23 protein-coding genes are annotated in these 25,363 nt (G+C 69.7%); 9 read left to right on the top strand and 14 right to left on the bottom strand.

Features of this window, described 5'->3' with window-relative positions:
* Positions 1–211 precede the first annotated feature (211 nt).
* Positions 212–2,890 (top strand): LuxR C-terminal-related transcriptional regulator, encoded by a 2,679-nt coding sequence (locus ASF44_RS18165; protein ID WP_056900634.1) that lies wholly within the window; start codon positions 212–214, stop codon positions 2,888–2,890.
* Here the strand turns inward: ASF44_RS18165 and ASF44_RS18160 are convergent, their stop codons facing one another.
* The 10 genes from ASF44_RS18160 to ASF44_RS18115 form a co-directional block, all read right to left on the bottom strand.
* On the bottom strand, positions 2,891–3,703 hold the full coding sequence (locus tag ASF44_RS18160) for a crotonase/enoyl-CoA hydratase family protein (protein ID WP_235579274.1): 813 nt from the start codon (positions 3,701–3,703) through the stop codon (positions 2,891–2,893). It abuts the gene before it with no gap.
* Positions 3,704–3,710: 7 nt separating this feature from the next.
* The gene (locus tag ASF44_RS18155) at positions 3,711–4,610 is read right to left on the bottom strand and encodes an SDR family oxidoreductase (protein WP_056900632.1); all 900 of its coding nucleotides are present in this window, start codon (positions 4,608–4,610) and stop codon (positions 3,711–3,713) included.
* 13 nt (positions 4,611–4,623) lie between these two features.
* Entirely contained in the window at positions 4,624–5,424 is an 801-nt protein-coding gene (locus ASF44_RS18150) for an enoyl-CoA hydratase/isomerase family protein (RefSeq protein ID WP_082524871.1), read from the bottom strand.
* Positions 5,421–6,569 (bottom strand): acyl-CoA dehydrogenase family protein, encoded by a 1,149-nt coding sequence (locus tag ASF44_RS18145; RefSeq protein WP_056900631.1) that lies wholly within the window; start codon positions 6,567–6,569, stop codon positions 5,421–5,423. The genes ASF44_RS18150 and ASF44_RS18145 overlap by 4 nt, the downstream gene beginning before the upstream one ends.
* Positions 6,570–6,586: 17 nt before the next feature.
* Complete coding sequence (locus ASF44_RS18140) at positions 6,587–8,143, bottom strand: long-chain-fatty-acid--CoA ligase (protein WP_056900630.1); 1,557 nt, start codon at positions 8,141–8,143, stop codon at positions 6,587–6,589.
* A 26-nt stretch (positions 8,144–8,169) separates the two neighbouring features.
* On the bottom strand, positions 8,170–9,252 hold the full coding sequence (locus ASF44_RS18135; protein WP_056900629.1) for a CaiB/BaiF CoA-transferase family protein: 1,083 nt from the start codon (positions 9,250–9,252) through the stop codon (positions 8,170–8,172).
* 160 nt (positions 9,253–9,412) lie between these two features.
* Positions 9,413–9,922, bottom strand: coding sequence for a pyridoxamine 5'-phosphate oxidase family protein (locus ASF44_RS18130; RefSeq protein ID WP_056900628.1), 510 nt, complete (start codon positions 9,920–9,922; stop codon positions 9,413–9,415).
* Positions 9,923–10,018: 96 nt separating this feature from the next.
* Positions 10,019–11,680 carry a phosphoglucomutase (alpha-D-glucose-1,6-bisphosphate-dependent) gene (gene pgm / locus ASF44_RS18125; RefSeq protein WP_056900627.1) on the bottom strand — a complete coding sequence of 554 codons (1,662 nt, stop codon included), beginning with the start codon at positions 11,678–11,680 and terminating at the stop codon, positions 10,019–10,021.
* Positions 11,681–11,811: 131 nt separating this feature from the next.
* Positions 11,812–12,786 carry a tripartite tricarboxylate transporter substrate-binding protein gene (locus tag ASF44_RS18120; protein WP_056900626.1) on the bottom strand — a complete coding sequence of 325 codons (975 nt, stop codon included), beginning with the start codon at positions 12,784–12,786 and terminating at the stop codon, positions 11,812–11,814.
* Positions 12,787–12,824: 38 nt separating this feature from the next.
* Entirely contained in the window at positions 12,825–14,201 is a 1,377-nt protein-coding gene (locus ASF44_RS18115) for an adenylosuccinate lyase family protein (protein WP_056900625.1), read from the bottom strand.
* 107 nt (positions 14,202–14,308) lie between these two features.
* Here ASF44_RS18115 and ASF44_RS18110 point away from each other — a divergent pair, with 107 nt between their 5' ends.
* On the top strand, positions 14,309–15,049 hold the full coding sequence (locus ASF44_RS18110; RefSeq protein WP_056900814.1) for a GntR family transcriptional regulator: 741 nt from the start codon (positions 14,309–14,311) through the stop codon (positions 15,047–15,049).
* A gap of 19 nt (positions 15,050–15,068) precedes the next feature.
* On the opposite strand, the gene ASF44_RS18105 is transcribed toward ASF44_RS18110, so the two are convergent.
* Positions 15,069–16,070: a LacI family DNA-binding transcriptional regulator gene (locus ASF44_RS18105; RefSeq protein WP_056900624.1), complete on the bottom strand. Its 1,002-nt coding sequence runs from the start codon at positions 16,068–16,070 to the stop codon at positions 15,069–15,071.
* A gap of 177 nt (positions 16,071–16,247) precedes the next feature.
* Between ASF44_RS18105 and ASF44_RS18100 the strand changes: the two genes are divergently transcribed.
* The 6 genes from ASF44_RS18100 (at position 16,248) to ASF44_RS18075 (ending at position 22,971) form a co-directional block, all read left to right on the top strand.
* Positions 16,248–17,204, top strand: coding sequence for a tripartite tricarboxylate transporter substrate binding protein (locus tag ASF44_RS18100; RefSeq protein WP_056900623.1), 957 nt, complete (start codon positions 16,248–16,250; stop codon positions 17,202–17,204).
* A gap of 160 nt (positions 17,205–17,364) precedes the next feature.
* Positions 17,365–18,495: a mandelate racemase/muconate lactonizing enzyme family protein gene (locus ASF44_RS18095; protein WP_056900622.1), complete on the top strand. Its 1,131-nt coding sequence runs from the start codon at positions 17,365–17,367 to the stop codon at positions 18,493–18,495.
* Between the two features lie 26 nt (positions 18,496–18,521).
* Positions 18,522–20,102, top strand: coding sequence for a galactarate dehydratase (gene garD / locus ASF44_RS18090; protein WP_056900621.1), 1,581 nt, complete (start codon positions 18,522–18,524; stop codon positions 20,100–20,102).
* A 19-nt stretch (positions 20,103–20,121) separates the two neighbouring features.
* Positions 20,122–21,006, top strand: coding sequence for a 2-hydroxy-3-oxopropionate reductase (locus tag ASF44_RS18085; RefSeq protein WP_056900620.1), 885 nt, complete (start codon positions 20,122–20,124; stop codon positions 21,004–21,006).
* A 40-nt stretch (positions 21,007–21,046) separates the two neighbouring features.
* On the top strand, positions 21,047–21,844 hold the full coding sequence (locus ASF44_RS18080) for an HpcH/HpaI aldolase/citrate lyase family protein (RefSeq protein WP_056900619.1): 798 nt from the start codon (positions 21,047–21,049) through the stop codon (positions 21,842–21,844).
* 29 nt (positions 21,845–21,873) lie between these two features.
* A complete protein-coding gene (locus ASF44_RS18075) occupies positions 21,874–22,971 on the top strand; it encodes an SMP-30/gluconolactonase/LRE family protein (RefSeq protein ID WP_056900618.1) in 1,098 nt (365 codons plus the stop codon).
* Between the two features lie 10 nt (positions 22,972–22,981).
* Here ASF44_RS18075 and modA read toward each other — a convergent pair whose 3' ends face one another.
* On the bottom strand, positions 22,982–23,731 hold the full coding sequence (modA, locus tag ASF44_RS18070; protein ID WP_056900617.1) for a molybdate ABC transporter substrate-binding protein: 750 nt from the start codon (positions 23,729–23,731) through the stop codon (positions 22,982–22,984).
* 74 nt (positions 23,732–23,805) lie between these two features.
* On the bottom strand, positions 23,806–23,955 hold the full coding sequence (locus ASF44_RS31945) for a hypothetical protein (RefSeq protein WP_156374582.1): 150 nt from the start codon (positions 23,953–23,955) through the stop codon (positions 23,806–23,808).
* Positions 23,956–24,015: 60 nt separating this feature from the next.
* Between ASF44_RS31945 and ASF44_RS18065 the strand changes: the two genes are divergently transcribed.
* Complete coding sequence (locus tag ASF44_RS18065; RefSeq protein ID WP_056900616.1) at positions 24,016–24,990, top strand: molybdopterin-binding oxidoreductase; 975 nt, start codon at positions 24,016–24,018, stop codon at positions 24,988–24,990.
* 4 nt (positions 24,991–24,994) lie between these two features.
* On the opposite strand, the gene ASF44_RS18060 is transcribed toward ASF44_RS18065, so the two are convergent.
* Entirely contained in the window at positions 24,995–25,315 is a 321-nt protein-coding gene (locus ASF44_RS18060; RefSeq protein ID WP_082524870.1) for a helix-turn-helix transcriptional regulator, read from the bottom strand.
* Between the last annotated feature and the right edge of the window lie 48 nt (positions 25,316–25,363).

Here is a 25,363-nt window from a genome sequence, read left to right as displayed (position 1 = left end):
CCAGGCCAGGGCGCGCAGCCCTGTCGCGTAGGCGGCAGCGCGGCCCAGGGCATCGGCGGCGCAGTTTAGGCAGCAGAATCCGCTTCGGCATCGTCGGAAGCGACGGAACGCCGATGCCCCCCCACGCCAGCTGCGCCCTAGGAGACAAGCCGTCCGTCCGTTGCCGCCGACACTGCCTGCTCGCCTGCCGCACCCTCCTCTTCTGCCCGCGATGCCGCTCTCCCAACCCCGCATCCTCGAAGCCAAGCTCAACCCGCCCTCGGCCGCGCCCACCCAGGTGCTGCGCACGGCCATCAGCGACGAGATCGCCGGCACCGTCGCCCGCCTGGTGCTGGTGCGCGCGCCGGCCGGGTTCGGCAAGACCACCACCATGGCGCAGGCCCGCCAGCGCCTGGACGAGCAGGGCATCGCCACCGCCTGGCTCACGCTGGACCGGGCCGACAACGACATGTCGCGCTTCGTCAGCTGCCTGGGCGAGGTGGTACTGCGCCTGGGCATGGAAGGCCCGCGCGGCAACGCGCCCTTCGACGCCGTGGCCGTGCTGGCCTCGCACGACGCGCCGTTCGCGCTGTTCCTCGACGAATTCGAGGTGGTGCACGAACCGGCCGTGTTGGGCCTGGTGCGCGAGATCGTCGAGCACATGCCGCGCGGCGGCCGCATCGTGATCGGCTCGCGCAGCCTACCCGACCTGGGCCTCGGCAGGCTGCGCGCGCGCGGCCAGCTGCTGGAGATCGACACCGACCGGCTGCGCTTCAGCCTGGAGGAGACCGGTGCCTTCCTTGGCCAGCGCGCCATGCCGGCGCTGTCGGCCGAGCGGCTCGACCAGCTGCACCGCAAGACCGAGGGCTGGGTGGCGGCGATCTGGCTGGCCTCGATGGCGCTGGAGCGTCCCGGCGTCGCGCCCGACTTCGTCGAGCGCTTCTCGGGCTCCAACCGGGCCGTGGCCGAATACCTGGCCGAAGACGTGCTAGCGCACCAGCCCGGCGCCATCCGCGACTTCCTGCTGCGCACCAGCATCCTGCGCCAGCTCGACCCCTCGGTCTGCCAGGCCCTGATCCCGCGCGGCAACAGCGCCGCCATCCTGGAGCAGCTGGCCGCGGCCGACCTGTTCCTCACGCCCATCAGCAGCGAGGCCGGCGACGAACCCCGGGCCTGGCGCTACCACAGCCTGTTCTCGGACTTCCTGCGCGCGCAGCTGGTGCGCGAGCAACCGGACGAGCTGGCCCGCCTGCACCTGGCCGCCTCGGGCTGGTACGAATCGCAAGGGCGCCCCGTGCCAGCCATCGACCATGCCATCGAAGGCGGCGACCACCCGCATGCGCTGACGCTGCTGGACACCTGGGCACAGCAGTTCCTCGAACAGGGCCGCATGCGGCTGCTGGCGCGCTGGTTCGCGGCGATCCCCGAGCACCAGCTGCGCCAGCACCCCTTGCTGCAGCTCATCGCGCTGTGGGCCGAGTGCTTCACGCACGGCCCCTGGGATGCGATGGCCCGGCTGGAAGCCTCGGACTGCGCACAGAGCCCGCTGCCCGAGGTCCGTGCCTGCGCCCAGACGCTGTACCCGCTGCTGTGGGCCATGCAGGACCGCTACGACGAAGCCTACGAGGCCGGCCGCGCCTGCATGAACCGCCTGCCCACGGGCCTGGCCTTCGCCGACAGCGCGCTGCTCAATGCCATGGCCCACATCCTGTCGGTCATGGGCGACCAGCACGCCTCCCAGCGCCTGCTGGATACCGCGCGCAGCAAGCAGGGCCAGGCCAAGAGCGACGCCAACTTCCACCGCATGTACACCGAGGCCTCCGAAGGCATGCTGGACCTGCAGGCCGGCCGGCTGCGCCAGGCCACGGCGCGCTTTCGCATCGCGGTGGACTCCACCCATGCCGTGACCTACAACCACAGCCACGGCAACGCCTGGGCCGGCGTGCTCTATGCCGGCGTGGTCTACGAGGCCAACCAGCTGCCCAAGGCCGAGCACCTGCTCAACGTCTACCTGCCGCTGGCGCGCGACGTGGGGCTGCCGGACCACATGATCCTGTCGCACGTGATGCGCTCGCGCATCGCGTTCCACAGCGGCGATGTGGAAGCCGCGCTGCAGGCGCTGACCGAACTGGAATACCTGGGCCATGCGCGCCAGCTGCCGCGCGTGGTGGCCGGCGCCAAGCTGGAACGCTCGCGCATGCTGCTGCTGCAGGGCAATGGCCCGGCCGCGCACGACGAGCTGCAGCGCGCCGACGACCCCGCCATCTGGGAGCGCGAGCGCCGCATGCGCCTGCCCGCGCACGACCTCGATTACCTGGCCCTGGCCAAGGCGCGCTGGGAGATCGCCTTCGGCGACGCGCGCGCAGCGCTGTTGCTGCTGGACGCCGAGATCCACGCCGCCACCACGGCCGCGCGCACCCGGCGCGTGCTCAAGCTCCAGGTGCTGCGGGCGCTGGCGCAGCAGCGCGCCGGCGACCAGGCCGCCGCCGTGGCCGAGATCGGCACGGTGCTGCAGACGGCCAGCCAGGAAGGCTTCATGCGCCTGATCCTGGACGAAGGCCCGGCCGTGGGGCGGCTGCTGCAGCGCTATGCCGCGGCCGCGCCCGACGCGGGCGACCCGATCCAGGCCGAGCACCTGCAGCGCCTGCTGCACGCCATCGGCCCGCTGGCCGCGCCCGAACCCGAAGCCCCCGCCCTGGCCGGCGGCGGCAGCGAGGAGCCGCTCACGCGCAAGGAGATCCGCGTGCTGCAGCTGCTGGCCGAGGGCTACTCCAACAGCGCGATGGCCGAGAAGCTGTTCGTCTCGGACAGCACGGTGCGCACGCACCTGCGCAACATCAACATGAAGCTCGATGCCAAGAGCCGCACCCAAGCGGTGGCGATCGCGCGCAAGCTGGGCGTGATCCGCTGATCAGTCCGGATCGGTGAAGCGCGGTGCGCGCTTTTCCATCGCCGCCGCCACCGCCTCGCGCTGGTTCGCGCTGCCGATCAGCCGTTGCTGCTCCACCGACTCGGCCAGCAACAGCTGGGCGTGGTCGCCGTCGGCGGTCTGGTTCATGAGCCGCTTGGCCGCGCGCACGGCGTCGGGGTTGCGGCCGGCGATCTCGCGTGCCATCGCCAGGGCTTCGGCCAGCGGGTCGGCCGCCATGCGCGTCGCAAGGCCGATGCGGCAGGCCTCCTCGGCCTCGACGATGCGTGCGCTGAAGACCAGCTCGCGCGCGATGTCGGCGCGCACGAGCTCGCGCAGCAGCGCGATGCCGGCCATGTCGGGTACCAGGCCCCAGCGCATCTCCATGACCGACAGGCGCGCGTCGGCGGCCAGCAGCCGCACATCCGCACCCAACGCCACTTGCAGGCCCCCGCCGAAGGCGACGCCCTGCACGGCGGCGATCACGGGCACGGCCAATGCACGCCAGCCCCAGGCCACCTGCTGCGGGCGGTTGGCGGGGCCGTGCGTGCGCGCCTGCAGCGCCGACAGGCCTTCGAGCGAGGCGCCCTCGCGCATCTTGCCGAAGCGCGACATGTCCAGCCCGGCGCAGAAGGCGCGGCCCTCGGCGTGCAGCACCACGGCGCGCACACCGCGCTGGCCCTGCAGCAGCTCGGTGGCGGCCACCAGGCCGTCGAACATGTCCATGTCCAGCGCGTTCATCTTGTCCGGCCGCGCGAGCCGCACCTGCGCGACGCCGTCGGCGTCGACGCGCACGGCCACGCGCCCGTGCAGCAGCCGTTCCTCAAGCAAGGCGCGCCCTCCGGTCCTTGGCATCCTGACCGGCGATGTTCTCGCGGGCGCGCTGCCAGTCCTCGCCGCTCCACGCGCGCATGCGCGAGAAGTTGCCACCCGTGGCCTGGTACTGGCCGCCGTCGATGGCGATGGTCTGGCCATTGATGTAGTCGGCACCCGGGCCGAGTAGCAGCACCGCCAGGTTGGCCAGCTCGGGCATGCGGCCGTTGCGGTCCATGGGATTGCCCTCGGTCTTGTGCTCGCCGCCGCCGGGATTCAGGCGCGCGCTCATGCCCTCGGTCGGGAACAGGCCCGGTGCGATGGCGTTGAAGCGGATGCCACGGCCGGCCCATTCCACGGCCAGCGACTGCGTCATCGCGTGCAGGCCGGCCTTGGACATGGCCGAGGGCACGGTGAAGGCCGAGCCGTTCCAGACCCAGGTGGTCAGGATGGAGACCACGGCCGCGCTCTTGCCCTCGGCCAGCCAGCGCTTGCCGCAGTCCAGCGTCATCATGAAGCTGCCACGGAAGACGATGTTGGCGATCGCGTCGAAGCCGCGCGGCGACAGGTCTTCGGTGCGGCTCACGAAGTTGCCGGCCGCGTTGTTGACCAGGCCGTCGATGGCGCCGCCGTCGGCCCAGACGCGGTCGAGCATGGCGGTGATCTGCTCTTCCTTGCGGATGTCGCAGGCCACGGCCACGGCCCGGCCGCCCTGCGGGCCGGCGGCGCCGGTCAGTTCGCGCGCGGTGTCTTCCAGCACGCTCTCGCGCCGGCCGCAGATGTAGACCGTGGCGCCGAGCAGCACCAGGGCCTCGCTCATCACGCGGCCCAGGCCGCTGCCGCCGCCCGTCACCAGGTAGCGCTTGCCGGCCAGCAGGCCGGGCTTGTACATGAGGTCGTCCAGGGTCATCGGGGTGTCTCCTTCAGCGCCCGGTGTAGCGGGGCGCGCGTTTTTCGAGGAAGGCCTGCATGCCTTCGCGGAAGTCGCCGGTCTGCGTGCAGAGCACCTGGTTGCGGTCTTCCAGCGCGATCACCGCCTCCATGCTGGGCGCGTCGATGGCCAGGCCCAGTGCGTCCTTGGTCAGGCGCAGCGCCACAGGGGTGGCGCGCAGCATGTCCTCGGCCAGCGACTGGGCGTCGGCCTGCAGGTCGGCCAGCGGCGCGACGCGGCTGACCAGGCCCAGCGCGTAGGCGCGCTGCGCCTCCATGAAGCGGCCGGTGAGCAGGTATTCGGCCGCGACCGAACTGCCGACCATGCGCGGCAGGAAGTAGCTCACGCCCACGTCGCAGGCCGACAGGCCGATGCGGATGAAGGCTGCGTTCATGCGCGCGTCGGGCGTGGCCAGGCGGATGTCGGACGCCAGCGCCAGCGCGAAGCCGCCGCCGCTGGCCGCGCCCTGCACCACGCTGATGACGGGCTGCGGGCAGCGCCGCATGGCCAGCATGATGTCGCGGATGCTCTTCTGCTTGTCCAGCATCTCCTCCACGCCGCGCGTGCCGCCGCCCTGCGCGGTGGTGTCCTTGATGTCCAGCCCCGCGCAAAAGGCGCGGCCCGCCCCCTGCAGCACGACCACGCGGGCGCTGCTGCGTGCGCTCAGGCCCTCGAAGTAGTGGCGCAGCGCGTCGGTCAGCGCCGGGTCGAGCGCGTTCAGGCGCTCGGGCCGGTTCATCGTGAGCCAGGCGACGCCGCCGCGCTCCTCGACCTGCAGCACGTCCGTGCTCACAGTGCGCGCGAGATCACTTCTTTCATGATCTCGTTCGTTCCGCCAAAGATCCGCTGGATGCGGGCGTCGGTGTACATGCGTGCCACCAGGTATTCGTTCATGTAGCCGTAGCCGCCGAACAGCTGCAGGCATTCGTCGACCACGCGGCCCTGCGCCTCCGAGCCCCAGAGCTTGGCCATGGAGGCGGTGGCGGTGTCGAGCTTGCCGGCCACCAGGTCTTCGACGCAGCGGTCGATGAAGGCGCGGCCGACCTTGATCTGCGTGGCGATCTCGGCCAGCTTGAACTTGGTGTTCTGGAACTCGGCCACGGGTTTGCCGAAGGCCTTGCGCTCGCGCACGTAGTCCAGCGTGGCCAGGTAGGCCCCTTCCATCGCGGCCAGGGCCGCCACGCCGATGATGAGCCGCTCGTACGGCAGGTCGCCCATCAGCTGGAAGAAGCCCTGCCCCTCCTTGCCGCCCAGCAGTGCGCTGGCGGGCACGCGCACGTCGTCGAAGAACAGCTCGGAGGTGTCCTGCGCCTTCAGGCCGATCTTGTCGAGCACGCGGCCGACGCGGAAGCCCTGGCAGTCGGCCGTATCGACGACGACGATCGAGGTGCCCTTGGCGCCCTGGTTCGGATCGGTCTTGGCCACCACCAGCACCACGCCGGCCAGGAAGCCGTTGGAGATGAAGGTCTTGGAGCCGTGCAACGCGTAGCCGCCCTCCACCCTGTCGGCCCGCGTGCGCACGCCCTGCAGGTCGGAGCCCGCGCCGGGCTCCGTCATCGCGATGGCGCCGACGAGCTCGCCGCGCGCGAGCAGCGGCAGGTAGTGGCGCTTCTGTGCGTCGGTGCCGTGGTTCAGGAAGTAGTGCGCCACGATGGAGTGCACGCCCACGCTCATGCCGGACAGCGCGCGGCGCGACATCTCCTCGTGGATGACGGCCTCGTGGCGGAAGTCGCCGCCACCGCCGCCGTATTCCTCGGGGATGTCCACGCACAAGAGGCCGAGCTCGCCGGCCTTGCGCCACAGCGCGTGGCCCACATGGCCGTTCTTGCGCGCGGCCTCGTCGTGCGGCTGCACCTCGGTCTCGATGAAGCGCACCACGTTGTCGCGGAACAGCTCCAGGTCTTCGTCCATCCAGGAGCGGCGGAAATCGATGGTCATGCTTGTCTCTCTCTTTTTCAGTTCACCTTGCGGGCGCGGTCTTTCCAGTACGGCTCGCGCAGCACGAATTTCTGCAGCTTGCCGGCGGGCGACACAGGCAGCTGCTCGCGAAACTCCACGCTGCGCGGGCACTTGTAGCCGGCGATCAGCGTCTTGCAATGGGCGATCACGGCGGCCTCGTCCACGTCCGCGCCGGGGCGCAGCACGACGACGGCGTGCACGCGCTCGCCCCATTGGTCGTCGGGCACGCCGATCACGGCCGACATGGACACGCCGTCCAGTTGCGCCAGCGCGTTCTCGACCTCGGCCGAATACACGTTCTCGCCGCCGCTGACGATCATGTCCTTGATGCGGTCGACCACGTAGAGGTAGCCCTCCTCGTCCATCATGCCGCCGTCGCCGGTGTGCATCCAGCCGCCGCGCAGCGCCGCCTCGGTCTCGGCCGGCTTGTTCCAGTAGCCCTGCATCACCATCGGCCCGCGCGCGCAGATCTCGCCGACCTGGCCCGGCGGCAGTTCGTTGTTCTCGGGGTCGCGGATGCTGATCTCGGCGATCGGCACCGACTTGCCGGCCGAACGCAGGCGCTTGGCCTGGTGCGGGCCGGGCAGGTGGTCCTCGGGCTGCAGCACGGCGACAGTGGGCGCCAGTTCGGTCATGCCATAGGCCTGGCAGAACTGCACGCCTGGCAACGCGTCCATGGCCTGGCCCAGCAGCGTGGCGTCGATGGGCGCGGCACCGTACAGCACCATGCGCAGGCTCTTGAGGTCGAACTCGGTGAAGCGCGGGTGTTCGATCAGCCGCTTGACCATGGTCGGCACGAGGAAGGTCTCGTTGACCTGCTCGCGCGCGATGGCGTCCAGCACGGCCACCTCTTCGTAGTACGGCACGATGACCTGCGTGGCCATGCGCTGGATCAGCTGCAGCGACAGGCCGCAACCGGCCACATGGAAGAAGGGCGCGGTGACCAGGCCCAGCACCGGCCAGGCGCGCGGCACGGCCGCCACCGAACTCAGCGCGTTGAGGTACAGGTTGGCATGCGAGAGCATCACGCCCTTGGGCCGCCCCGTGGTGCCGCCCGTGTACATCACGGCGGCCAGGTCATCGCCCTGGCGGCGCAGGTCCTGCACGGGCTCGGCCGCGTCCAGCAGGGTCTCGAAACCCAGCATGCCTTCGGGCACGGGCCCATCGCCGACGTAGATGAGCGTCCTGACCGACTTGGACAGGTCGCGCAGCGACGCCACCTGCTGCGCGAAGAACTTGTCGACCAGCAGGATGCGCGTGTCGCAATCGTCCAGCGAATAGGCGATCTCCTGCGCGCTCCAGCGCACGTTGACGGGGTTGATGGCGCCGCCGCCCCACCAGGTGCCGAACAGGTACTCGACGTAATGGTCCGAGTTCATGGCCAGCATGGCCACGCGGTCGCCCGGCCCCATGCCGAGCTGGCGCAGCGCGCCGGCCATGCGCGCCACGCGGTCGCAAAAGCGCGCATAGGTGCTGCGGCGCTGGCCGAACACGACGGCTGGGGCCTGTGGCTTCTCGCGCAGCGCCTTGTGCAGGGCCTGGGTCAGTTGCATGCTTGTCTCCTTATTCTTCGAATGGCTCAGCGCGCCGCCCAGCGCGCCAGCAGCGCTTGCGCGTCGTGTGGCGACACGGCCGGCGGCAACTCGGCAGGCGTGCGGCTGAAGCGCGGCGCGGGCGCGGGCTGCACCAGGCCGCCGGCTTCGGCGAAGGTGCCGCGCGCGCGGTTGTGCGCATGGGCCGGCGCCTCGTCCCAGTCGAGCACGGGCGCGAAGCAGGCGTCGGTTCCTTCGAGCAGTGCGCACCATTCGTCGCGTGTGCGCGTGCGGAACAGGTCGGCCACACGCAGCTTGAGCATGGGCCAGCGCGCCATGTCCATCTGCGCATCGAAGGCGGGGTCGTCGGCGATGCCGCAGCGCTCGCGCAGCAGCGCGTAGAACTGCGGCTCGATGGCGCCGATGGCCACGAACTTGCCGTCGGCGCAGGCGTAGGTGTCGTAGAAGTGCGCGGCGCCGTCGAGCAGGTTCTCGCCGCGCTGGTTGTTCCACTGGCCGGCGGCCTTCATGCCGTACATCATGGCCGAGAGCAGCGCCGCGCCATCGGTCATGGCGGCGTCGATCACCTGGCCCTGGCCCGAGCCCTTGGCCTCGTGCAGCGCCGCGAGGATGCCGAAGGCCAGCAGCATGGCGCCGCCGCCGAAATCGCCCACGTAGTTGAGCGGCGGCACCGGCGTCTCGCCGGAGCGGCCGATGGCGTGCAGCGCGCCGCTGATCGCGATGTAGTTGATGTCGTGCCCCGCCGCCTGGGCCAGGGGGCCGTGCTGGCCCCAGCCGGTCATGCGGCCGTAGACCAGGCGCGGGTTGCGCCCGTGGCAGGCATCCGGGCCCAGGCCCAGGCGTTCCATCACGCCCGGGCGGAAACCCTCGATGAGCACATCGGCCTGCGCGATGGTCTGCAGCAGTTGCTCGGCCGCGCCCTCGGCCCGCAGGTCCAGCGGCAGCACGGTGCGGCCGCGCGCCAGGATGTCATGCGGGTTGCGCCTGGTGCCGGGGCGCTCGACCCGCAGCACCTCGGCGCCCATGTCGGCGAACAGCATCGCGCAAAACGGCCCCGGGCCGATGCCCGCCATCTCCACCACCCGAAGTCCCTGCAAAGGTCCTGCCATCTCGTATGCCTCCTCGGACCGGCATGGGCCGGCCATCTTTGATGGAGGGCATCTTGGCGCCGGCATCGTGGCGCGGCATCGTCGGAACGGACGAAGTTTTCGGCGGCAGGCCCCGGCGACGGCCGGTTGCGGCCGGCGCAGGGGCTGTTTTCCCGTCGCCTCAGGAAGCGTTCATGCGCACTTCGCGGCTCTCGCCCATGCCGCTGGGGGGCTTGCCGGTGGCGGCGGCCTTGGCGATCTTGAAGAACTGCGTGAGCTTGTTCTCCTTGACGTCCCAGTAGTGCGCATGGGTGATCCGCACCTCGACCAGGGCCACATCAGGGTCGTCCACCCCGCCCGGGAACCAGGCCTCGGTGGCCTTGTTCCACAGCTCGCGCGCCTTGGCCTTGTCCTCGCTGACAACGGCGTTGCCGCTCACCGAGACATAACTGTCCTTGCCGGGGTCGGCATAGCTCACGTTGACAGTGGACTCGCGCCCCAGGTCTTCGACCGAATCGCCACGGCGCGACATGAAGAACCAGAGCCTGTCGTCTTCGTCCAGGCGCTTGTTCTGGGTGGTCATCGGCCGCGAGTGCAGGTGGCCGTTGTCCGGGTGGCGCGTGGTGAACATGGCGAACTTGATGTCCTTGATCAGTTCCCACAGCTGCTGGCGGTCTTCGGGTGTGCTCATGCGATCTCCTTCGTTGGTGTGCTCCCGCGTCGAAGGACGCGGCTCGTCTCCATTGAAGGCGGCCTGGCGGCCCCACCCCATCGGCGCAGGGAGCGGCTATGCGTCAGCGATGGCCCCGTCCACCACGGCCTGGGCCTCGGCGAAGATGCGCTGCAGGTGGTCCTCGCCGCGGAGGCTCTCGGCGTAGATCTTGTAGACGTTCTCGGTGCCCGAAGGCCGCGCCGCGAACCAGCCGCCCGCCGTGCTGACCTTGATGCCGCCGATGGCCGCGCCATTGCCGGGCGCCTTGCTCTGCACGCTGGTGATGGCCTCGCCAGCCAGCTCCGACGAGGTGATCTGCTCGGGCGTGAGCTTGCCCAGCAGCTTCTTCTGCGCGGGCGTGGCCGGTGCGTCCTTGCGGCTGAACACCGGGTTGCCGAAGTCGGCCGCGAGCCCGGCGTAGAGCGCACCCGGATCGCGCCCGCTGCGCGCCGTGATCTCCGCCGCCAGCAGCGCAGCGGTGATGCCGTCCTTGTCGGTGGTCCAGACCGTGCCGTCGCGGCGCAGGAAGCTGGCACCCGCGCTCTCCTCGCCACCGAAGCCCAGCGACCCGTCGAACAGGCCGTCGGCGAACCACTTGAAGCCCACCGGCACCTCGTGCAGGCGGCGGCCCAGCCGCGCGGCCACGCCGTCGATCACGCTGGTGGACACGACCGTCTTGCCGACGGCCGCCTGCGCGCTCCACTGCGGCCGGTTGCGGAACAGGTAGTCGATGCACACCGCCAGGTAGTGGTTGGGCGGCAGCAGGCCGGTGCCGGGCGTCACGATGCCGTGGCGGTCGTGGTCGGTGTCGCAGGCGAAGGCCACGTCGAACCTGTCCTTCATGGCCAGCAGCGACTGCATGGCGTTCGGCGACGAGGGGTCCATGCGGATCTGGCCGTCCCAGTCCAGCGTCATGAACGCGAAGCGCGGGTCCACCGTCTCGCTGACCACGGTGAGGTCGATGCCGTAGCGCTCGGCGATCGCGCGCCAGTAGTGCACGCCGGCGCCGCCCAGCGGGTCCACGCCCAGGCGCAGGCCGGAGCCGCGGATCAGGTCCAGGTCGATCACGCTGGCCAGGTCGGCCACGTAGGTGTTCAGGAAGTCGTGCCGCTGCGTGGTCTGCGCGTCCAGCGCGGCGCGCAGCGGCATGGTGCGCACGCCGGCCAGGCGGGCCTCCAGGTACCTGTTGGCCGCGGCCTCGATGGGGCCGGTGATCTCGCCGCCGGCCGGGCCGCCGTTGGGCGGGTTGTACTTGAAGCCGCCATCGCGCGGCGGGTTGTGCGAGGGCGTGACCAGGATGCCGTCGGCCAGGCCCGCATCGCCGGCCTGGCGGCCCTTGTTGTGGACCAGGATGGCGTGCGAGACGGCGGGCGTGGGCGTGGGCTCGTCGTTCGCGGACAGCAGCACCGTCACGCCGTTGGCGGCCAGCACCTGCATGGCGCTGGCCACCGCGGGTGCGGACAGCGCATGCGTGTCGGCGCCCAGGAACAGCGGGCCGGTGATGCCCTGGGCGCGCCGGTGGTCGCAGATGGCCTGCGTGATGGCCAGCACATGCCAGTCGTTGAACGAACGGTCCAGCGACGAGCCGCGGTGGCCCGAGGTGCCGAACGCCACGCGCTGGGCCGGCACGCCCGGATCGGGTTGGTCGTCCGCGTAGGCGGCGCGCAGGGCGGCCAGGTCGATCAGGCTCTCGGCTGGTGCGGGTTGGCCGGCGAGGGGGTGCAGATGGGCGCTCATGGTGTCCTTTTGGGCTTTGCAGGCCCCAGTGCAAGGGCCATGCCACAGCATAGCGGCGCCCTGCGGCGCGCCCAATGGCCCATTCGGCCCCGGGGCCATGGGGCCATGAAGGCCCGCATGCCGGCGCCCGCTCAGTCCAGGGTGATCCTGGCCTTCGCCGCCACATCCTTCCAGCGCGCCACCTCGGCGGCCGTGTGCTGCCCCAGCGCCACGCCCTTGTACTGCTCGGTGGCCAGCAGCTGGATCGCCTGGGCCGCCATCTTGCCGGTGTAGTCGCGGTCTTCCATCACCTTGAGGTAGGCCACCTCGACCCGGGCCAGCACCGCGGGCGGCGTGCCCTTGGGCGCGTAGATGCCGTACCAGGTGGAGGCCTCGAAGTTCGGCAGCACCGTCTCGGCCAGCGTGGGCACGTCCTTGAGCTGCGGCAGCCGCACCCTTGAGGTGACGGCCAGCGCGCGCACCTTGCTTTCCTTGATCTGCGGCAACGCGGTGTTGGTCTGGTCGAGCATGCCGTCGACCTGCCCGCCGATCACGTCCACCAGCGCCGGGCCGGCGCCCTTGTAGGGCACCAGCGTGACCTTCATGCCCACGGCCGTGGCCATCAACGCGGCGATCAGGTGCGAACTGGAACCCATGCCGGCGTTGCTGATGAACAGCTTGTCGGGGTTGGCCTTGCCGAACGCCACCAGCGCCTGGATGTCCTTGGCCGGGTGTTCGTTGCGCACCATCAGCACCAGCGGCGTGTCGGGAAACCGGAACACCGGCGCGAAGTCGGCCACCGGGTCGTAGGCCAGCTTCTTGTACAGCGCGGGCGCCGCGCCCATGTAGCCCATGTGGCCGACCAGCATGGTGTAGCCATCGGGCGTGGCGCGCGCGGCCTTGGCCGCCCCCACGGTGCCGCCGGCGCCGGGCGCGTTCTCGATGATGATGGGCTGGCCGATCTCGCGCCCCACCCGCTCGGCGATGCTGCGCGCCAGTGCGTCGGTGGGGCCGCCGGCGGCAAACGGCACGATCCAGGTGACCGGCTTGGCCGGGTAGGCCTGGGCCAGTGCCTGGCAGGCGAACAGGGCGAGCGCGACCGCGCCCAGCATGCGCTTGGTGTTCATGGGGTCTCCGTGCAAGTGATGGGAATGGGTGCGGCCGCTCAGGCCCGGACGCTGGCCGACAGCGCCAGCGCCTGGTCCACCATCTGCGGCGCCAGGCCCAGGTAGTTGGCCGGGTCGGTCAGGCGGTCGATGGTGGCGCGGTCGAAGTGGCGCGTGACCTCGGGCAGCGCCGCCAGGGCCTCGGCCAGCGTGCCGCCCTTCTCGTTGACGGTGCGGCACGCGTCGTAGACCACGTCGTGCGCCTGTTGGCGGCCGATGTGCGGCGCCATGCCCATCATCACGGCCTCGGCCACGATCAGGCCCTTGGTGATGCCCAGGTTCTGCGCCATGCGCGCCTCGTCGACGATGAGGCCGCCCAGCGCGAACTTGGCCTGGTGCAGCGCGCCCGCGCTCAGGATGAAGCTCTCGGGAATGGCGATCCACTCCGCATGCCAGGGGCCGGTGGCGCGCTCGAAGTCCTGCACCATGGCGTCGACCATGAGGCCGGCATGCTGGCGCACGGCCTTGGAGGCGGCCAGCATGAGTTCGCTGGAGATCGGGTTCCGTTTTTGCGGCATGGTGCTGCTGGCACCGCGGCCCTTGACGAAGGGCTCGTACACCTCGGCGAACTCGGTGGACGCCATGATCATGATGTCCAGCGCGATCTTGCCGAGCGAGCCCGTCACCAGCGCCAGCAGGTTCACGGCTTCGGCGAAGCCGTCGCGCGCCACGTGCCAAGTGGTGGCGGGCACGCCCAGGCCCAGCTCCTGTGCCATCGCCTTCTGCACCGCCAGACCCTTGTCGCCCAGCGAGGCCAGCGTGCCGGCGGCGCCGGCGAACTGCACCACGGCCACACGTGGGCGCAGCTCGGACAGGCGCTGCTGGTGGCGGTCGAACATGGCCAGCCAGATCGCCACCTTGTAGCCGAAGGTCACCGGCAGCGCCTGCTGCAGATGGGTGCGGCCGGCCATGGGCGTGTCGCGGTGCTTCTTCGCCAGGTCGGCCAGGATGCGGCGCAGCGCGGCAATGTCCTCGCCGATGCTGTCGAGTGCATCGCGCACCTGCAGGGCCACGGCCGTGTCCATGATGTCTTGCGTGGTGGCGCCCCAGTGCACGTAGCGGCCGGCATCGCCGCACATGGCCACCAGCTGGTGGACCAGCGGCAGGATGGGGTAGCCGACGATGTCGGTCTCCTCGCGCATGTGGTCGAAGTCGATGCGCTCGAGCCTGGATTCGCGGGCGATGACGGCGGCCGCTTCCTCGGGGATCACGCCGACGCGCGCCTCAGCCTTGGCCAGCGCGACCTCGGCATCGATGTAGCGCTGCACCAGGGCGTGGTCGGAGAAAATGCCGCGCATCTTCTGGGTGCCGAAGGCGTCGCGGAACAGGATGGAATCGACCACCGTGCTGGATGGGCTTGCTGCGGAAAACGGCATGGGACCTCGGATCGGATGGAGAACAACGAACAATATGTTCGGACATATGGACTTTAATATGTTCGAACATATCCACACCCAGGGTTTTCCCTGGGCAACGCATGGCCATGAACGACGCAACGGCACCCAAGCCGAACTTCACGAACATCGCGCGGCACCTGACGGAGGCCATCACCAGCGGCCACTTCGCCGTGGGCGCGCTGCTGCCCACCGAGCTGGAGCTGTGCAAGCACTACGGCACCAGCCGGCACACGGTGCGCGCGGCGTTGGCCGAACTGGAGCAGGCGGGGCTGGTGCTGCGCAAGAAGAACGTGGGCACGCGCGTGCTGTCGGCCCGGCCGCGCAGCAGCTTCAAGCCCACGCTGGGTTCGGTCGACGACCTGGTGCAGTTCGGCGCGGAGCACCTGCGCCAGGTGCAGCGCGTGGCGCGGGTCGAGGCCTCGGCCAGCCTGGCCGCGGAGCTGGGCTGCGCCGAGGGCACGCCGTGGCTCTGCGTCTCCAGCCTGCGGCGGGTGGGCGGTACCGATGCGCCGCCGATCGGCTGGACGGATGTCTACATCGACCCCGCGTATGCCGACATCGCCGAGCAGATGCGCACCGAGCCCGACACGCTGGCGAGCACGCTCATCGAGGAGCGCTACGGCCGGCAGATCGCCGAGATCCACCAGGACATCCGCGCCTTCGCGATCGACGACGCGGCCCTGGCCCGCGCGCTGCAGGTGGCGCCGGGCACGCCGGGGCTGAACATCGTGCGGCGTTACCTGGACGACGACGGCGCGCTGTTCGAGGCCACGGTGACGGTGCACCCGGCCGACCGCTTCGCGGTCTCGATGCGCATGCGGCGCTGAGCGCGCCCGACCAGCCCGCTCAGCCTGTCGACGCCCGCTCCACGATCCGAAAGCCCACGTCCACCACCGGCTGCGCCACGGTCTCGCCGCGGCAGCGCGCTAGCACCAACTGCGCGGCGAGGCGGCCGATGGCGGGCCCGTCGATGAGCACGGTGCTGAGCGACGGCCACAGGTGGGCCGCGAAGTCGGCGTTGCCGAAGCCGCAGACGGCCAGGTCCTGCGGCACGCGCAGGCCGCGCGCCTGGGCCTCGACCAGCACGCCCTGGGCCAGCTGGTCGGAGCTGCAGGCCACGGCCTGCAGGCCGGGCTCCTGCGCCAGCAGCTCGGCCAGGGCCTGGCGGCCACGCTCGAGGTTGCTGGGCGCGGCCACGGTGGCCGTGGGCACGGCGCGGCCGTAGGCGGCCTGGAAGCCGCCCTTGCGCAGCAGCGCGCGCGGGTCGCCGGCCGTGGCGATGCCCACGCGCTGCCAGCCCTTGGCGCGGAAGAAGCTGCCCACGGCACGGCCCACGCTGTCCTGCGAGAAGCCGACCAGCATGTCCACGGGCGCGTCCGACAGATCCCAGGTCTCGACGATGGGAATGCCGGTGCGGCGCAAGCGCTCGCGCACGGCCGGATCCTGCACCAGGCCGGTGAACACGATGCCGTCGGGCTGGCGGCTGATCATGGTGTTGAGCACCACCTCCTCGCGCGCGAGGTCGTAGCCGGTCTGGCCCAGCAGCACCTGGTAGCCCTCGGCCGCCAGGGTCTCGGTCAGCGTCTGCACCGAGGGCAGGAACTGCGCCACGGCCAGCGCCGGGACGATGCCGGCCACCATGCGGCTGCGCTTGGACTTGAGCCCGCCCGCCAGCAGGTTGGGGATGTAGCCCGTGGCCTGCACCGCCTGCTGCACGCGCGCAATCGTCTTGGCCGACACCACGCCCGGGTTGCCCAGGGCGCGCGAGGCCGTGATCAGCGACACGCCGGCCGCACGGGCGACGTCGTGCAGCGTGGCGGGCTTGGATGCGGGCGGTGGCAGGTGCATGGCGGCAGACACAGGCAGGGAAACATCCCGCTTGACGGCAGAAATGACAACGATATCATCCGCATCCGTCCAGGTCGTCATACAACCATGCAGAAAAACACCAAGATCGCGTGCAGACGTCCGACATCAACGCAAATGACATCGTTGTCATCCTCCCGTGACCGATTTGGAGACTCCATGAAAAAACTTCTCGCCGCCGCCCTGGCCACGCTGGCCTTCGCCGCCGCCGCCGACACCTGGCCCAGCAAGGCCGTCACCATGGTCGTGCCCTTCCCGCCCGGCGGCTCGACCGATCAGGTGGCCCGCGCCGTCGGCCCGCTGCTGACGGACAAGCTCAAGCAGTCCTTCCTCGTGGACAACAAGGCCGGCGCCACGGGCACCATCGGCGCCACCTTCGTCAAGCGCGCACCGGCCGACGGCTACACCTTCCTGGTCACCTCGCTGGGCCCGCTGGTCATCGTGCCGCACCTGCTCAAGGGCATGCAGTTCGACCCGCAGAAGGACTTCGACACGATCACCGTTGCCGTGCAGTCGCCCAACGTGCTGGTGGTGCCCGCGAACTCGCCGCACAAGAGCCTGGCCGACGTGGTGGCCTTCAACAAGGCCAACCCGGGCAAGATGACCTTCGCCTCGGCCGGCAACGGCTCCAGCGACCACCTGACGGCCGAGCTGTTCTGGCAGCAGGTGGGCACCAAGGGCATCCACGTGCCGTACAAGGGCGGCGCGCCGGCCCATACCGACCTCATGGGCGGCCAGGTCGATGCGTCGTTCCAGAACGTCAACTCGGTGCTGCAGTACATCAAGGGCGGCAAGATGCGCGCGCTGGCCGTGACCAGTGCCAAGCGGTCGCCCGTGCTGCCCGACGTGCCCACCATGGCCGAAGCCGGCGTGGCCAATGTGGAAGTCACGTCGTGGCAGGCCATCGTGGCACCCAAGGGCCTGCCGGCCGACGTGCGGCAGAAGGCGCACGACGCCTTCGTCGAGGCGCTCAACAACCCCAAGGTCAAGGAGCAGTTCACGAGCATCGGCTTCGAGATGGTGGCCAACACGCCGGCCGAGTTCGCAGCCTTCCAGCAGAAGGAATACGCGAAGTGGAAGACGGTCATCGAGACCGGCAAGATCACTATTGAGTAACCCCCCGTTTGGCCGGCGCACTGCGTGTAGCCGTCCGATACCCCCTAAGGGGGCGCACCCAGCGGCCTGGCAGAGCCAGTTCCGCGGGTGCCCTGGGATGGCCTGCTCCGCGGCCACTCGAATGGCTGCTGGCCACCGCCGCCGAAACTTGAAGACTGACATGACACACGACAGCATCGCCCACATCCGCCTCTCCTCCTGCTACCTGCCGCTGGCCAACCCGATCAGCGACGCCAAGGTGCTGACGGGCCGGCAAAAGCCCATGACCGAGATCGCGATGCTGTTCGCCGAGATCGAGACCAAGGACGGCCACAAGGGCCTGGGCTTCTCGTACTCCAAGCGCGCCGGCGGCCCCGGCCAGTTCGCGCACGCCAAGGAAGTGGCGCCCGCGCTGATCGGCGAAGACCCCAGCGACATCGCCAAGCTCTGGACCAAGCTGTGCTGGGCCGGCGCCTCGGTCGGCCGCAGCGGCCTGGCGGTGCAGGCCTATGGCGCGTTCGACGTGGCGCTGTACGACCTGAAGGCGCGGCGCGCCGGGCTGTCGCTGTCCAAGCTGCTGGGTTCGCAGCGCGACTCGGTGCGCTGCTACAACACCTCGGGCGGCTTCCTGCACACGCCCATCGACCAGCTGTCGGTGAACGCTGCCGCCTCCATCGAACGCGGCATCGGCGGCATCAAGCTCAAGGTCGGCCAGCCCGACGGAAAGATCGACATCCAGCGCGTGGAGGCCGTGCGCAAGCACCTGGGCGACCACGTGCCGCTGATGGTCGACGCCAACCAGCAATGGGACCGCCCCACGGCCCAGCGCATGTGCCGCATCTTCGAGCAGTTCAACCTGGTCTGGATCGAGGAGCCGCTGGACGCCTACGACCACGAAGGCCATGCCGCGCTGGCCGCCACCTTTGACACGCCCATCGCCACGGGCGAGATGCTGACCAGCCTGTCGGAGCACTACGACCTGATCCGCCACCGCGCGGCCGACTACCTGATGCCCGACGCGCCGCGCGTGGGCGGCATCACGCCCTTCCTCAAAATCGCCGCGCTGGCCGAGCACGCCGGCATCGCGCTGGGCCCGCATTTCGCGATGGAGCTGCATGTGCACCTGGGCGCCTGCTACGCCACCGAGCCCTGGGTCGAGCATTTCGACTGGCTGGAGCCGCTGTTCAACGAGCGGCTGGAGACCAAGAATGGCCGCATGATCGTGCCGACGCGGCCGGGCCTGGGCCTGTCGCTGTCCGAGCAGGCGCGCGGCTGGACGCGCGAGACCGCGGAGATCGGCCAACGCGCCTGATCGACGCCCACGAAGAAGAGACCACGATGAGCACGCAAGCCCCCCTCTACATCACCATGCACGAGGCCGACAACGTGGCCATCGTGGCCAACGACGGCGGCCTGCCGGCCGGCACCGTGTTCCCCGACGGCCTGACGCTGGTCGACAAGGTGCCGCAGGCGCACAAGGTGTCGCTGGTCGACATCCCCGCGGGCGGGGCCGTGCGCCGCTACAACGTGACCATCGGCTACGCGCTGAAAGACCTGCCACGTGGCACCTGGGTGCACGAGCGCCTGCTGCAGATGCCCGAGGCACGCGAGCTGGTCGGCCTGCCCATCGCCACCGTCAAGCCGCCCGCGCAGACGCCGCTGGAGGGCTACACCTTCGAGGGCTACCGCAACCTGGACGGCTCGGTCGGCACGCGCAACATCCTGGCCATCACGCAGACCGTGCAGTGCGTGGCCGGCGTGACCGACTTCGCCGTGCAGCGCATCAAGGCCGAGCTGCTGCCCAAGTACCCAAACGTGGACGACGTGGTGGCGCTGGAGCACACCTACGGCTGCGGCGTGGCCATCGACGCGCCCGGCGCCGAGATTCCGATCCGCACGCTGCGCAACATCAGCCTGAACCCCAACTTCGGCGGCGAGGTGATGGTCGTGAGCCTGGGCTGCGAGAAGCTGCAGCCCGAGCGCCTGCTGCCGCCCGGCTCCATCCCCATCGTGGACGAGCGCAACGTGGCCGAAGTGGGCGACACGGCAGAGGCCAAGCTCGACGTGGTCTGCCTGCAGGACGATGCCCACGTGGGCTTCATGTCGATGGTCGATTCCATCATGCGCCAGGCCGAGGAGCACCTGGAGCGCCTGAACGCGCGCCGGCGCGAGACCGTGCCGGCCAGCGAGCTCGTGGTCGGCGTGCAGTGCGGCGGCAGCGATGCCTTCAGCGGCGTGACCGCGAATCCGGCCGTGGGCTACTGCACCGACTTGCTGGTGCGCGCTGGCGCCAGCGTGATGTTCAGCGAGGTGACCGAGGTGCGCGACGGCATCGACCAGCTCACCTCGCGCGCCAGCACGCCCGAGGTGGCCGAGGCCATGATCCGCGAGATGGCCTGGTACGACGCCTACCTCGACAAGGGCCGCGTGGACCGCAGCGCCAACACCACGCCCGGCAACAAGAAGGGCGGGCTGTCGAACATCGTCGAGAAGGCCATGGGCTCCATCGTCAAGAGCGGCTCGTCGGCCATCTCGGGTGTGATCTCGCCCGGCGAGAAGCTCAAGCAGAAGGGCCTGATCTACGCGGCCACGCCGGCCAGCGACTTCATCTGCGGCACGCTGCAGCTGGCCGCCGGCATGAACCTGCACGTGTTCACCACCGGCCGCGGCACGCCCTACGGCCTGGCCGAGGTGCCCGTGATCAAGGTAGCCACGCGCGACGACCTGGCGCGCCGCTGGCACGACCTGATGGACATCAACGCTGGCACGATTGCCACCGGCGAGAAGACGATTGCCGACGTGGGCTGGGAGATGTTCCAGCTCATGCTGGATGTCGCCAGCGGCCGCAAGAAGACCTGGGCGGAACAATGGAAGCTGCACAACGCGCTGGTGTTGTTCAACCCCGCACCCGTGACCTGAAACCTCAAGGAGAGACAGCATGAAGATCGGATTCATCGGCCTGGGCATCATGGGCGCGCCCATGGCCCTGCACCTCGTCAACGCTGGGCACGAGCTCACCTACGTCAAGCGCAGCAAAGTCAATGCGGAGATCGCGGCGAGCAGCGCCAAGGGCGTCGCCACCGCCAAGGAGGTCGCGCAGGCGGCCGATGTCGTCATCCTGATGCTGCCCGACACGCCCGATGTGCTGGCGGTGCTGTTCGGCGAGAACGGCGTGGCGGAGGGCCTCAGCAAAGGCAAGACCGTGATCGACATGAGCTCGATCTCGCCCATCGAGACCAAGGCCTTCGCCGAGAAGATCGCCGCGCTGGGCTGCGACTACCTGGACGCGCCGGTCAGCGGCGGCGAGGTCGGCGCCAAGGCCGCCAGCCTGACCATCATGGTCGGCGGCACCGAGGAAGCCTTCGCCAAGGCCAAGCCCCTGTTCGAGAAGATGGGCAAGAACATCACGCACGTGGGCGGCGTGGGTGACGGCCAGACCACCAAGGTGGCCAACCAGATCATCGTGGCGCTGAACATCGCCGCCGTGGGCGAGGCCCTGCTGTTCGCCAGCAAGGCCGGCGCCGACCCGGCCAAGGTGCGCCAGGCGCTGATGGGCGGCTTCGCGGCCAGCCGCATCCTGGAAGTGCACGGCGAACGCATGATCAAGCGCACCTTCAACCCGGGTTTCCGCATCGGCCTGCACCAGAAGGACCTGGGCCTGGCACTGGCCGGCGCCAAGTCCATGGGCGTGGCGCTGCCGCAGACGGCGGGCGCGGCGCAGCTGATGCAGACCTGCGCGGCGCAGGGCTGGGACCAGCTCGACCACTCGGCGCTGGTCAAGTCGCTGGAGCTCATGGCCAACCACCCGGTGGCGCCGGACTGAGCCCCGGCCCACGCTCGCGCAACACACAACGGAGACACCCATGAAAACCAACCGCTTGCGCACCCTCTGGCAGTCCGGCGGCGCCGCCGTCAACGGCTGGCTGGCCATCCCCAACAGCTTCTCGGCCGAGACCATGGCCCACCAGGGCTGGGATTCGCTGACCATCGACCTGCAGCACGGCGTGGTCGACTACCAGGCCATGCTGCCCATGCTGCAGGCCATCGCCACCACCGACACCGTGCCCGTGGTGCGCGTGCCCTGGCTGGAGCCCGGCATCCTCATGAAGACGCTGGACGCCGGAGCGTCCGCCGTGATCTGCCCCATGGTCAACACGCGTGAGGACGCGCAGAAGCTCGTGGCCTGGACCAGCTATGCGCCCCGCGGCACCCGCAGCTTCGGCCCCATCCGCGCGCTGCTGATCCACGGCGCCGACTACCCGGAGCAGGCCAACGACCACATCGTGCGCTTTGCCATGATCGAGACCGCGCAAGCGTTGGACAACCTGGACGACATCCTCTCCGTCGAAGGGCTGGATGCGGTCTACATCGGCCCGTCCGACCTGTCGCTGTCGCTGGGCTGCCGGCCGGTGTTCGACGATGTCGACCCCAAGGCGCAGCAGGCCATCGACCACATCCTGGCGCGCGCCAAGGCGCACGGCGTCGTGGCCGGGATCCACAACGGCAACCCGCAAGGCGCGCTCGCGCGCATCGCCCAGGGTTTCCAGTTCATGACCGTCAGCTCGGATGCACGGCTGATGGCGGCCGGGGCGCAGCAGGTGGTGGCGGCCATGCGCGCACAGACCTCGGCCACGCCCGCCAAGCCCGGCAGCGGCTACTGATTTTCACAACCAAGGAGGAGACCTTTCCCATGCACCAAGACAGCCGCAGACGCTTTCTGAAAACCGCCGCCAGCGGCGCGCTGACCACGGCCGCCAGCCTGGCCGGCGCCCAATCGTTCGACTTCAAGCCGGCACAGCGCTACCCCGACCCCAACGTCTTCATCCTCGACCCGAGCTTCGCCAAGTACCGCATCTACAGCAGCACCATCGAGCAGTTGGGCAGCGGCATGCGCTGGGCCGAGGGCCCGGCCTACTTCCCCGAGACCGGCACGCTGATCCTGTCGGACATCCCGAACAACCGGCTCATGAAGTACGAAGAGAAGACCGGCAAGTTCTCGGTGCACAAGGAGAACGTCAACTACGCCAACGGCAACACGCGCGACCGCCAGGGCCGGCTGGTCAGCTGCGAGCACTCGGTCACGCGCCGCATCGTGCGCACCGAGAAGGACGGCAGCACCACCGTGCTGGCCGACAACTTCGAGGGCAAGCGGCTGAACGCGCCCAACGACATCGTCGTCAAGTCCGACGACAGCATCTGGTTCACCGACCCGCTGTTCGGCATCAACGGCGAATGGGAAGGCGCGCGCGCCACGCCCGAGCAGGCCACCACCAACGTCTACCGTATCGGCAAGGACGGCAAGATCAGCGCCGTCATCACCGAACTCGTGAACCCCAACGGCCTGGCCTTCTCGCCGGACGAGAAGAAGCTCTACGTGGTCGAGTGGAAGGGCACGCCGAACCGCAGCGTGTGGAGCTACGACGTCTCGGCCGACGGCACCAGCCTGTCGAACAAGACCAAGCTGATCGACGCGGGCGGCCCCGGCGCCTTCGACGGCTTCCGCGTGGACCGCGACGGCAACCTGTGGTGCGGCTGGGGCTTCACCGGCGCCTTCGCGCCAGAAGCCAGCGACATCGGCGGCGGCATGAAGGCGCACCTGCCCGTGGGCAAGTCCGACGAAATGGACGGCGTGAAGGTCTTCAACAAAGACGGCAAGCCCATCGGCTTCATCCGCCTGCCCGAGCGCTGCGCCAACCTGGAATTCGGCGGCCCCAAGCGCAACCGGCTCTACATGGCGAGCAGCCACTCGCTGTACGCGCTGTACGTCGAGGCGCACGGCGCGGTGTGAGGCTCCTGCGCTACGGCTTACCGAAGCCGTAGCGCGCCAGCACCTGCTGGCCGGCCTCGGAGTTCACGAACGCAATGAAATCGTTTGCCGCGGCCTTGTTCTTGCTGTCGGCCACCACGGCGATGGGGTAGGACACCGGCGTGGCACCCTGCGGCGAAGCGACGACCTTGACCTTGTCGCCGGCGATGGCGGCGTCGGTGCGGTAGACGAAGCCGGCCTCCACCTCGCCGCGGCTCACATAGTCCAGCACCTGGCGCACGCTGTCGGCCTGCACGAACTTGGGTTCGAGCGGGGTCCACAGGTTCGCGGCGTCCAGCACTTCCTTGGTGTAGCGGCCGACCGGCACGGTGGCTGTCTTGCCCACGGCGATCTTCTTAATGGCTGCACCGCCCAGGTCCTGCAGGCTCTTGACGCCCACGCCGCCCTGGGCCGGCTCGATCAGCACCAGGCTGTTGGTCACGAAGTTCTTGCGCGAGGTGGCGTCGACGAGCTTTTGCGCATCGGCCCGGTTCATGGTTTCCTGGTCGGCGCTGGCGAACACGTCCACCGGCGCACCCTGGCTGATCTGCTGCAGCAGCACGCCGGACGCCGCGAAGTTGAAACGCACCGTCGATCCGGGCTTGCTGGCTTCGAACTTGGGGGCCAGTTCCTTGAACGCGTCGGTCAGGCTCGCGGCGGCGGACACGGTGATCTGCTGGGCCCAGGACGCGGCGGGCAAGGCCAGGGCGAGAACCAGAGAAGCGACGGCAAAGGACCGCATGCAAGGACTCCTGAAAGGGGATCGTGGTCGGACAGCAGGTTCGCTGTGTTCTCGCAAATATAACAGCGAGAAACTCAGGCCATGCGGCCGTCGGCCCGCATGGCGTCCGCGCCGGCGATGCGTGGCGCGCTGGCCGTCTGGATGGGTATGCCCTCTGGTGTGGCGAAACGGCTGCGCACCACACCGACGAGGCGGCAGACGATTCCGGCGTCCTTCTGATCCATATCAAACTCCTTCGCTATGCCATACTGAATACAACGAATATCAACCCCGAGGAGCCTTCCGTGTCCGTGCGCATCTTTTCCCGCGGTGTCCTTTTCTCGCTCGCGGCCGGCCTGGCGCTGGCCGCCTGCGGTGGTGGCGAGGACGCCGCCACCGTGCGCATCGACGGCGCGCTGGACCGCCCGGCCAGCCTGGGCGCCGCTGCGCTGGGCGAGCGGCCGGCCATCGCGCAGAACGTGGCGTTCACGAGCGGCAATGGCACGCAGCAGCGCAGCTACGTCGGCGCGGACCTGTGGTCGCTGCTGTCGGACAGGGGCATCCAGACCACGCCGGGCGCACGCAACGACCAGCTCAACCGCTACCTGCTGGCCACGGGCGCCGACGGCTACCGCACCGTGTTCGCGCTCGGCGAGCTGAGCCCCACGCTGGGCAACAAGGGCAGCATGCTCGCCTATCTGGAGAAGAACAGCGACGGCACGACCGCGGCCATCGGCGCGGAAGACGGCCCGTTCCGCGTCACGGCGCCTGGCGACGTGCGCGGTGGGCGCTATGTGTCGCAGCTGGTGAGGCTGGACGTGCGCCCGTCCGGCTCCACGGCGGCCGGCACCGGTGGCGGCGTGTCGCCCAGCGTCACGGTCGCAGGCGCGGTCGCCACGCCGATGGCCTTCGACCTCACGGCGCTGCAGGCCTTGCCCGCCAGCACCGTGACGGTGGGCAACAGCGCCTACACCGGCGTGAGCCTGTGGAACCTGCTGAACACGCAGGTCGGCCTGAAGACCGATGCCAGCATCAAGAACCCGCTGCTGAGCATGTACGCCGTGGCCACGGGCAGCGACGGCTACAAGGCCATGGTCTCGGTGGGCGAGATCCATCCGAGCTTCGGCAACCGCGATGCCCTCGTGGCCTATGCGGTGGACGGCGCGCTGCTGGACCGCAACGGCATGGCGCGCCTGGTCGTGCCCGGCGATGCGCGTGCGAGCCGGCATGTCTCCAACCTCGTCGCCATCGAGGTCTTCGCGGCGCCGGCAGCGCCCTGAGGACTCAGGGCCGCGGCAGCAGCCCGCAGATGCGTTGCGTGAGCCGCCCCTGCTCGCTGGCTGCAAAGCGGTAGTAGATGGAGGTGCCGGCGCGGCGTTTGTCGACGATGCCGCTGCGGTACAGGTTGGCCAGGTGCTGGGACAGGTTGGGCTGGCTGATGGGCTGGCGTGCCAGCAGGGCGCTGACGGTCTGTTCACCCTCGCACAGGGCCTGCAGGATGCGCAAGCGGGCCGGGGCGGCCATGGCACCCAGCACCGTGATCACGCCTTCGTCGGGGCCTGGAAGGCCGGCATCGACACCGGCTAAGGATTCGCAGTTGTTCATGGCACGGCTGGTACGGATCGGGGGACAGCCGATCCTAGGCCCCTAAGT

The sequence above is a fragment of the Pseudorhodoferax sp. Leaf274 genome (assembly GCF_001422445.1).
GTDB lineage: Bacteria > Pseudomonadota > Gammaproteobacteria > Burkholderiales > Burkholderiaceae_C > Pseudorhodoferax.
The sequence above is the reverse complement of the archived record's forward strand: the minus strand, read 5'-3'. Positions and strand labels throughout refer to the sequence as shown.

Bases quoted from the DNA above. Each gene is read 5' to 3' on its own strand.
- ASF44_RS18165 (WP_056900634.1), top strand. From the start codon at position 212: ATGCCGCTCTCCCAACCCCGCATCCTCGAAGCCAAGCTCAACCCGCCC.
- ASF44_RS18155 (WP_056900632.1), bottom strand. From the start codon at position 4,610: ATGACCCTGGACGACCTCATGTACAAGCCCGGCCTGCTGGCCGGCAAG.
- ASF44_RS18145 (WP_056900631.1), bottom strand. From the start codon at position 6,569: ATGACCATCGATTTCCGCCGCTCCTGGATGGACGAAGACCTGGAGCTG.
- ASF44_RS18140 (WP_056900630.1), bottom strand. From the start codon at position 8,143: ATGCAACTGACCCAGGCCCTGCACAAGGCGCTGCGCGAGAAGCCACAG.
- ASF44_RS18135 (WP_056900629.1), bottom strand. From the start codon at position 9,252: ATGGCAGGACCTTTGCAGGGACTTCGGGTGGTGGAGATGGCGGGCATC.
- ASF44_RS18130 (WP_056900628.1), bottom strand. From the start codon at position 9,922: ATGAGCACACCCGAAGACCGCCAGCAGCTGTGGGAACTGATCAAGGAC.
- pgm (WP_056900627.1), bottom strand. From the start codon at position 11,680: ATGAGCGCCCATCTGCACCCCCTCGCCGGCCAACCCGCACCAGCCGAG.
- ASF44_RS18120 (WP_056900626.1), bottom strand. From the start codon at position 12,786: ATGAACACCAAGCGCATGCTGGGCGCGGTCGCGCTCGCCCTGTTCGCC.
- ASF44_RS18115 (WP_056900625.1), bottom strand. From the start codon at position 14,201: ATGCCGTTTTCCGCAGCAAGCCCATCCAGCACGGTGGTCGATTCCATC.
- ASF44_RS18110 (WP_056900814.1), top strand. From the start codon at position 14,309: ATGAACGACGCAACGGCACCCAAGCCGAACTTCACGAACATCGCGCGG.
- ASF44_RS18105 (WP_056900624.1), bottom strand. From the start codon at position 16,070: ATGCACCTGCCACCGCCCGCATCCAAGCCCGCCACGCTGCACGACGTC.
- ASF44_RS18100 (WP_056900623.1), top strand. From the start codon at position 16,248: ATGAAAAAACTTCTCGCCGCCGCCCTGGCCACGCTGGCCTTCGCCGCC.
- ASF44_RS18095 (WP_056900622.1), top strand. From the start codon at position 17,365: ATGACACACGACAGCATCGCCCACATCCGCCTCTCCTCCTGCTACCTG.
- garD (WP_056900621.1), top strand. From the start codon at position 18,522: ATGAGCACGCAAGCCCCCCTCTACATCACCATGCACGAGGCCGACAAC.
- ASF44_RS18085 (WP_056900620.1), top strand. From the start codon at position 20,122: ATGAAGATCGGATTCATCGGCCTGGGCATCATGGGCGCGCCCATGGCC.
- ASF44_RS18080 (WP_056900619.1), top strand. From the start codon at position 21,047: ATGAAAACCAACCGCTTGCGCACCCTCTGGCAGTCCGGCGGCGCCGCC.
- ASF44_RS18075 (WP_056900618.1), top strand. From the start codon at position 21,874: ATGCACCAAGACAGCCGCAGACGCTTTCTGAAAACCGCCGCCAGCGGC.
- modA (WP_056900617.1), bottom strand. From the start codon at position 23,731: ATGCGGTCCTTTGCCGTCGCTTCTCTGGTTCTCGCCCTGGCCTTGCCC.
- ASF44_RS31945 (WP_156374582.1), bottom strand. From the start codon at position 23,955: ATGGATCAGAAGGACGCCGGAATCGTCTGCCGCCTCGTCGGTGTGGTG.
- ASF44_RS18060 (WP_082524870.1), bottom strand. From the start codon at position 25,315: ATGAACAACTGCGAATCCTTAGCCGGTGTCGATGCCGGCCTTCCAGGC.